This window comes from Lentzea sp., from assembly GCF_036380075.1.
Lineage (GTDB): Bacteria > Actinomycetota > Actinomycetes > Mycobacteriales > Pseudonocardiaceae > Lentzea.
In genome coordinates this window covers 1-8,036 of the sequence record NZ_DASVFL010000140.1, presented here as the reverse complement: position 1 = coordinate 8,036, position 8,036 = coordinate 1, and the positions used below count along the sequence as shown (strand labels likewise).

At 70.7% G+C, this 8,036-nt stretch carries 5 protein-coding genes; 4 read left to right on the top strand and 1 reads right to left on the bottom strand.

Annotated elements, in window-relative coordinates:
* Positions 1 to 564 precede the first annotated feature (564 nt).
* Entirely contained in the window at positions 565 to 3,495 is a 2,931-nt protein-coding gene (locus VF330_RS17025) for a glycine--tRNA ligase (protein WP_330852582.1), read from the bottom strand.
* Between the two features lie 251 nt (positions 3,496 to 3,746).
* Here VF330_RS17025 and VF330_RS17020 point away from each other — a divergent pair, with 251 nt between their 5' ends.
* The 4 genes from VF330_RS17020 to VF330_RS17005 form a co-directional block, all read left to right on the top strand.
* Entirely contained in the window at positions 3,747 to 5,546 is a 1,800-nt protein-coding gene (locus VF330_RS17020; protein WP_330852581.1) for an LCP family protein, read from the top strand.
* 116 nt (positions 5,547 to 5,662) lie between these two features.
* Positions 5,663 to 6,148: a helix-turn-helix domain-containing protein gene (locus VF330_RS17015; RefSeq protein WP_330852580.1), complete on the top strand. Its 486-nt coding sequence runs from the start codon at positions 5,663 to 5,665 to the stop codon at positions 6,146 to 6,148.
* A gap of 180 nt (positions 6,149 to 6,328) precedes the next feature.
* Positions 6,329 to 7,576, top strand: coding sequence for a MurT ligase domain-containing protein (locus VF330_RS17010; RefSeq protein WP_330852579.1), 1,248 nt, complete (start codon positions 6,329 to 6,331; stop codon positions 7,574 to 7,576).
* Positions 7,569 to 8,036, top strand: a 468-nt coding sequence (locus VF330_RS17005; protein WP_330852578.1) for a glutamine amidotransferase, incomplete at its 3' end; no start/stop codon positions are given. The genes VF330_RS17010 and VF330_RS17005, both read left to right, overlap by 8 nt.

Sequence of the window (8,036 nt, the reverse complement as noted above, 5' to 3'; positions counted from 1 at the left end):
ATCGAAACGGCCCAGCGCGTGTGGCTGAAGGCCGGCAACTTCGACCTGAAGACGCCGCTGAAGTGGAAGGTGTACGGCGACAGCTTCGAGATCAGCTAGGTCTCCGGCTGGCAGAACGGAAGAGGAGGGCGCCCGCAGGGGACGCCCTCCCCTTCTCTCTCACAACAGCTGGCAGGCACCAACCAAACGCAAAGCCGAAGGCGAGCCGTGCAAACCCCCGCACTTCCAAGCGACGCCGAAGGCGAGCAGTCACCCCTGACGCCGATTAGAGCCGGTGCACCCACCCGCTTTGTGCGATTGGGGCTTGACTTTGGGTGCGAGGTGCTACCCCTAGTGGGCTCGGCCGGTCGCGAAGCGTCCGGCCGTTTTCCGGCCGACCACAGCACCTCGCAAGGGCCCCGAAGTCAAGCCCCAATCGCAATCGTCGCGCAGCGGCGATGAACCCCGTCTTTCGTCCGGGGGTGCATGACCACGCTGGAACAGGCACGGCCCAACGCAACAGGACCACGCTGGAAGCCGGGGCCCAGCCCGGTCACCACGACCAAGCTGGAACCCCAACAATCCCTACAGCTGAGTCCAGTCCAGGACCGGCGCCGCAAAGTCCCGGATCGACGCCAGCAACCCAAGCCGAGCCGCCTTCACCTTCTCGTCCTCGGCCATCACCAGCACCTCGTCGAAGAACGTGTTGATCGGCCCGGTCAACCCCCCGGCAGCAGCCACGAACGCCGCAAGCCCGACGACATCCCGCGGCACCCCGTCGAACGCCTTGTGCAGCGCCACCTCAGCCGGTTCGGACAGCACCGAAGCGTCGTAGGACGGCTCCACCGAAGCGGGAACGATCCGCCGAACCCGCTGCAACGCCGCCACCAGCGCCTCGAAGGACTCGTTGCCCGCCAACGACTCCAGCTGCGCCAACGTCTCGTCGGCCAGCACCGGTGAATCAGCCAACGGCAGCACGGCCTGCACGAACCGGTGCTCGTGCCCGGCATCGAGCAACGCCTGCTCGTACCGCCGAACAGCGAACTCCCGAGCCGTCTCCAGCGCCTCCGAAGAAACCGAAAGGCCTTCGGCAGCAAGAGAAAGCGCCACCGGCAGCGTGATCGCCCGGAGGTCCGGGAACGCCCGCAGCACCGTCACCGCGCCGAGAGCCGCCCGCCGCAGCCCGAACGGGTCGGACGAGCCGGTCGGCTGCGCGCCGATCCCGAACAGCCCGGCCAGCAGGTCGAACCGGTCGGCGAGCGACAGCAGGGCGCCGGGCACCGACGAGGGCAGCGCGTCACCGGCCGACCGCGGGAGCTCCATCTCCCACAGCGCCTGCGCGACCTCGGGGGTCTCCCCCGCCCGCGCCGCGTACTCCCGCGCCATCACACCGGCCAGCGACGACAGCTCGATCACCATCTGCGAGCCGAGGTCGAACTTGGCCAGCGCACCGGCCCGGTCGAGGGTCTCGCGGTCGACGTCGACGACCGAGGCGAACCGCCCCGCCAGCGAGGCGATGCGCCCCGCGCGGTCCGCCATCGACCCCAGCTTGTCCGCGAACGTCAGCTTCGCCAGACCGGACTTCATCTCGTCGAGCGGCGTCTTGAGGTCCGCCCGCCAGAAGAACGCCGCGTCCTCGTACCGGGCCCGCAGCACGGCCTCGTTGCCCGTGCGGACCAAGTCGGCGTCCACGGTGCCGTTCGCCACGGCCACGAAGTGCGGCAGCAACGCGCCGTCGGCCGACCGCACCGGCAGGTACCGCTGGTGCTTGCGCATCACGGTGGTGAGGATCTGCGCCGGCAGCTCCAGGTAGCGCTCGTCGAACGAGCCGAGGATCGGCGTCGGCCACTCGACGAGGTTCGTCACCTCGTCCAGCAGGCCGTCGACCTCGACGACACCGCCCACCGACGCCGCGAGCTCCTGCGCCGCCGCCACGATCGAGGCGGACCGCGCGGACGCGTCGGCCTGGATGCCGTGCGACTCCAGGAACTCCAGGTAGCCGTCCGCGGTGGACACCTCGACGACCGGCTCGGCAGCCGTGCGGTGCACGCGGGTCGAGGTGCCGGACTCCAGCGACGACACGGCGACCGGCACCGGAGTCGAGCCGAGCAGCGCGAGCAGCCACCGGATGGGCCGGGTGAACGACAGCTTCGGGTCGTTCCACTTCATGTTCTTCTCGGCGCGCAGGTCCGAGACGACCTCGGCCAGCAGGCCGCTGAGCACCTCGACGGCACCGCGACCGGCGTCGGTCTTGGTCAGCGCCACGAACTCGACGCCGTTCTCGGTGACGCGCCCCAGCGCGGCGACGTCGACGCCCTGACCGCGCGCGAAGCCCTGCACGGCCTTCGTCGGGTTGCCGTCACCGTCGAAGGCGGCGGAGACGCGCGGACCGCGCACGGTGCGTTCGGCGTCGGGCTCGCGCGGAGCCACGGCGGGCACCTGCACGACGATGCGGCGTGGCGTGCCGTGCACGGTCACCGAACCGTGCGTCAGCCGCGTCGCGCCGAGCTTCGACGTGATGGCCTCGCGCACGGCGTCGACGGTCCGCAGCACCTCGTGCGGCGGCAGTTCCTCGGTGCCGATCTCGAACAGCAGCGTGGCCGGCGCGACGACGTCCGCGAACGACGACGGCGCGGCGACGGCGGCGGGCGCCTCGGCGACGCCCAGCGGGTGCCCGAGCTCGGCCCGGCGCTCGGCCCACAGCCCGGCGACCTCGCGGGCCAGGCCGCGCATCCGGCCGAACGCGCGGGCGCGCTCGGTCGTCGAGATCGAGCCGCGCGCGTCCAGCACGTTGAAGATGTGCGAGCACTTCAGCACGAAGCTGTGCGCGGGGACGGGCAGGCGGGCGTCGAGCATGCGGCGGGCCTCGGTGGCGAACTCCTCGAAGAGGCGCTTGTTCGCCTCCACGTCCGCGTCGTCGAGGTAGTACCGCGACATCTCGTACTCGGCCTGGCCGAACGCCTCGCCGTAGGAGATGCCGGGCGCGTAGGCGATCTTCTTGAAGTGGTCGACGCCCTGCAGCGCCATCATGATCCGCTCGATGCCGTAGGTGATCTCCACCGACACCGGGTCGAGCGTCATGCCGCCGGCCTGCTGGAAGTAGGTGAACTGGGTGATCTCCAGCCCGTCGAGCCAGACCTCCCAGCCCAGGCCCCAGGCACCCAGCGCCGGCGAGGCCCAGTTGTCCTCGACGAACCGGACGTCGTGCCCGCGGACGTCGATGCCCAGCGCCTCCAGCGAGCCGAGGTAGAGCTCCTGCGGGTCGCCCGGGTCGGGCTTGAGGATCACCTGGAACTGCGTGTGGGTCTGCAGCCGGTTCGGGTTCTCGCCGTAGCGGGCGTCGTCGGGGCGCACGGACGGCTCCACGTACGCGACGCGCCACGGCTCGGGACCCAGCACCCTCAGCACGGTGGCCGGGTTCAGCGTTCCCGCCCCGACCTCGGTGTTGAACGGCTGCACCACGATGCAACCTCGGTCGGTCCAGTACTTGGTCAGCGCGAGCAGCGCGTCCTGCATCGTCAACACGGCGACGAGTCTACGAAACAGACAAAACCGCTGGTCAAGGGGCCTGAATCCGGGGGCCTCCGCCACTGTGTCACGCTTTGCACAACCGGGTGGCGTTCCCGCGCGTCTACTCGGTGTACCCGGAAGTAGCGAGAGGAGTGGGTGTGGACAACCGGCCGCCGCGGCCAGGAGAACCGAACGGAACTCCCAGGCGACCCTCCGCCACTCCGCGTTCCCAGGCGGGGCAGCCCCGCCGTCCGCAGGTGCCGCCGCGCGGGTCGGAACCCCCGCGCCGCGAGCCGCGCAAGGCGGATCCGCCCAGGCGGGAGCCCCTCAAGGGCACCGAGCCGCCGCGCCGCGAACCTCCGAAGCGCGAGTCGGCGAACCGCGGCGAGCCCCCGAGGCGGGAGTCGTCGAGCCGCGCCGTCCCCCCTCGCCGTGAACCGCCGAAGCGCACCGGCGAGCGCGCCACCCCCGCCCGTCCCCGCGGGCTGGCCGACCGCCCGACGGTCCGCACCGCCCCGGCGAGGACGAAGGCCCCCGCGCCCGCTCCCCGGCCGCGTCCCAGGCCCGCCGCCGCCCGCCGCCCGAGCACGGCCAGGAGCGGTGCCGGGATCGGCGCCAAGATCTTCGTCAGCATGCTGTCCGCCGCGGTCCTGGTGGTCACCGGGGTCGGCTGGCAGAACCTGACCGCGCTGACCGACAACCTGACCAAGCAGGACCTCAACCTCGCGGACGCGGGCGAGCGCCCCGCCGACGGCGCGATCGACATCCTGCTCGTCGGCATGGACAGCCGCACCGACTCCAAGGGCAACCCGCTGCCGCAGAACATCCTCAACGAGCTCCAGGCCGGCGGCAGCGACGACGGCGGTTTCAACACCGACACGCTGATCCTGCTGCACATCCCGAACGACAGCGGCAAGGCCTACGCCGTGTCGTTCCCGCGCGACTCGTACGTGAAGATCGCCGGTGGCTACGGCCGCCACAAGATCAACTCGGCCTACGGCTACGCCAAGAACGACGCGGCCGAGAAGCTCCAGGGCAGCGGCAAGAGCGGGCCCGAGGTCGAGATGGAGTCGCGCAAGGCGGGCGCGAACAACCTGATCCAGACGATCCAGGACCTCACCGGCGCCACCATCGACCACTACGCCGAGGTCAACCTCGTCGGCTTCTACGACATCACCAAGGCCATCGGCGGCATCGACGTCTGCCTCACCAACGCGGTCCGCGACAGCTTCTCCGGTGCGAACTTCAAGGCGGGCCCGCAGACCATCGAGGGCAAGAACGCGCTGGCGTTCGTCCGGCAGCGCCACGGCCTGCCCATGGGCGACCTGGACCGCGTCGTGCGCCAGCAGGTCTTCATGGCGGGCCTCGCGAAGAAGATGCTGTCGGCCGGCGTGCTCACCGACAGCACCAAGCGCAGCGACATGATCAAGGCCGTGGGCGGCGCGATCGTGCTCGACGACGGCTGGGACATCACCAAGTTCGCCCTGCAGATGAAGGACATGACGGGCGGCAACATGACGTTCCAGACCATCCCGACCGGCAACCCCGACCTCCAGACGCCGGAGGACGGCTCCGCGGTCGAGGTCGACGAGTCCGAGGTGCGCTCGTTCGTCAAGAACCTCGGCAAGGCCCCGGCGTCCTCGACGCCGCCCGACCCGAAGTTCGACAACTCGACGGTCACCGTCGACGTCCGCAACGCCTCCGGCGTCCCCGGCCTCGCGGCCCAGGTGCAGCAGTCGCTCGTCGCGAAGGGCTTCAACGCGGGCCCGACGGGCAACGCCGAGGCGATGAAGAAGTCGGTCGTCCGCTACGGCAAGGGCGGCGAGGCGGGCGCCAACGCCGTCCAGAACGTCCTGGGCGGGATGAACGTCGAGGAGGACGTGAACATCCCCGCGGGAACGGCACGGGTCTTCCTGGGCTCGGACTACTCGGGCCCCGGCGCGCAGGGCTTCGCGGCCTCCTCACCGCTCAACCTGGACGGTGCGCGGCAGCAGCCGGCACCCGACCCGAACGCACCCAAACCCATCAGCGCCGACGGCGTGCGCTGCGTGAACTGATACCCAGAGTAGAGAAGTATCGCCCATTCGGGGGATTATCCGGGCAAGTTGCGTAAGCGACGAAGAACTTGCGCCTTCCATCACCGTGAGACCCGCTCACGGGGTGGAGGACCAGAGTGCAGACTGCGACAGGCCAAATCGACACAGCGGCGTACCAGCGCGTGCTCGGTGATGAGATCCGCAGCCTTCGCAAACAGCGCGGATGGACCCGCAAGGAGCTCAACAAGCGACTGCAGACCGAGATCTCCCTGCAGACACTGGCCACCTACGAGCTGGGCACCCGCCAGTGCTCGGTGGTGCGCCTCGTGGAGATCTGCCACGCCCTGGACGTCCCGGCGCACGAAGTCCTGGCCCGCGTGCACGAACGCTTCTTCGGCGACGCGCCCGCGGGCCACCTGACGCTGAGCCTCACGGCGGTGGCCGTCACCGACAACCCGCGCCTGCTGCCGCTCAAGCGCTGGGCCGCCGGGCGGCTGCACGCGCTCCCGCCGGGCGCGTCCCCCGAGGTGCACCTGGACCTGCCCGCGCTGGAGAACATGGCCCAGCTCTGCCAGCTGCCGACCGTCGAACTGATCAGGACCCTGCGCGCGCTGAGCCGTTAGGACACACCGCGTCAGCGACCCGCGCGAACCGGGAAACGGCTCCACCGGACGGTGCCCGCTCTCCACCGTCGAGCCCGTTCCTCCCGCGCGCGCCGAGCCGGTCGTTGTACCGAACCCCGTTCACACCAACGCAACGACCGTCCGGAACCGGGGAATTCCACCGCCGGTAGAGTCGCTGGGGTGAACGATTCCCCCGCCCGCCTCCCCCTGCGCACCGCAGCCGCCGTGAAGCTGGGCAACCTGAGCTCCACGCTGTCCCAGAAGATGGGTCTCGGCGCCGGCGGCATGATCGGCGGCCGGGTGGCGCTGAAGCTCGACCCGCAGGCGCTCAACCGGCTGACGCAGGGCCGCAGGGTCGCCGTCGTGACCGGTACGAACGGCAAGACCACCAGCACCATGATGCTGGCCAGGGCCGTCGCCGCGCTGGGCGAGGTCGCCACGAACCACAGCGGCGCGAACATGCCCGACGGCCACGTCACGGCGCTCTCCAAGCAGCCGGACGCGCCGTACGCCGTCCTGGAGTGCGACGAGGCCTACTTCCCGGCCGTCGCGGGCGCCAGCACCCCGTCCGTCGCGGTCATCCTGAACCTCAGCCGCGACCAGCTCGACCGCGTCGGCGAGGTCCGCACCATCGAGCGGTCGCTGCGCGACGCGATCTCGCTGCTGCGCGACTGCACGATCATCGCCAACTGCGACGACGTGATGGTGACGAGCGCGGCCTGGAACGCGGCGAAGGTCGTCTGGGTGGCCACCGGCACCGGCTGGCACCACGACTCGGCCAGCTGCCCCCGCTGCGGCAACCCGATCCGCTGGCAGGGCGAGCACTGGCACTGCACGGGCTGCGACCTCGCGCGCCCGCACCCGAACTGGATCACCGCCGACGAGGCGATGATCACGCCGGAGCACCAGAAGCTGGAGCTGCGCCTCACGCTGCCCGGCAAGTTCAACCAGGCCAACGCCGTCATGGCGGCCGCCGCCGCGCACGCCATGGGCGTTCCGGCGGAGGAGGCGGTGCGCCGGCTGCGCAGCGTCTCGAACGTCAGCGGCCGCTACCGCACGATCCACCGCAACGGCCGCAGCGCGCGCCTGTTGCTCAGCAAGAACCCGGCGGGCTGGAGCGAGACCCTCACGGTCGTCAAGGAGGCCAACCACCCGGCCGTCCTGGTGATCAACGCCCAGGAGGCCGACGGCCGCGACCTGAGCTGGCTGTGGGACGTCCCGTTCGAACGGCTCCAGGGCCGCACGGTCATCGCGTCCGGCGAGCGCGCCACCGACCTCGCCGTCCGCCTGACCTACGCCGAGGTCGAGCACACGATCGTGCCCGACCCGTTGAAGGCCGTCGACCAGATGCCGCAGGGCGCGGTCGAGGTCATCGCCAACTACACCGCGTTCCGCGACTTGAATGCCAGGGCTGCCGCTGATGAGTGAGTCGACTGTCCAGATCGCGCTCGTGCTGCCGGACCTCCTCGGCACGTACGGCGACTTCGGCAACGCCGTGGTGCTGCAGAAGCGCATGGCGTGGCGCGGGATCAAGGCCGAGATCGTGCCGATCAACTACGGCGAGCCGGTGCCGGACTCGTGCGACATCTACGTCGTGGGCGGCGGTGAGGACACCGCGCAGACGCTGGCGGTGAAGCACCTGCGCGAGCACCCCGGCCTGCAGCGCGCCGTCACGAAGGACGCCGTGGTGCTGGGCGTGTGCGCCGGCATCCAGATCTTCGGCGAGAGCTTCACCCGCGCCGACAACGTCACGCACCCCGGCATGGGCCTGATCGACTCGACGTCCCACGCGGGCGGCAGCCGGGCGATCGGCGAGGTGATCGCCGAGCCGGCCGACGGCCTGTTCGCGGGGCCGCTGACCGGGTTCGAGAACCACCAGGGCCGCACG

Excerpts from the sequence above, each read along its gene's own strand:
- VF330_RS17025 (WP_330852582.1), bottom strand. The coding sequence starts at position 3,495 with ATGCAGGACGCGCTGCTCGCGCTGACCAAGTACTGGACCGACCGAGGT.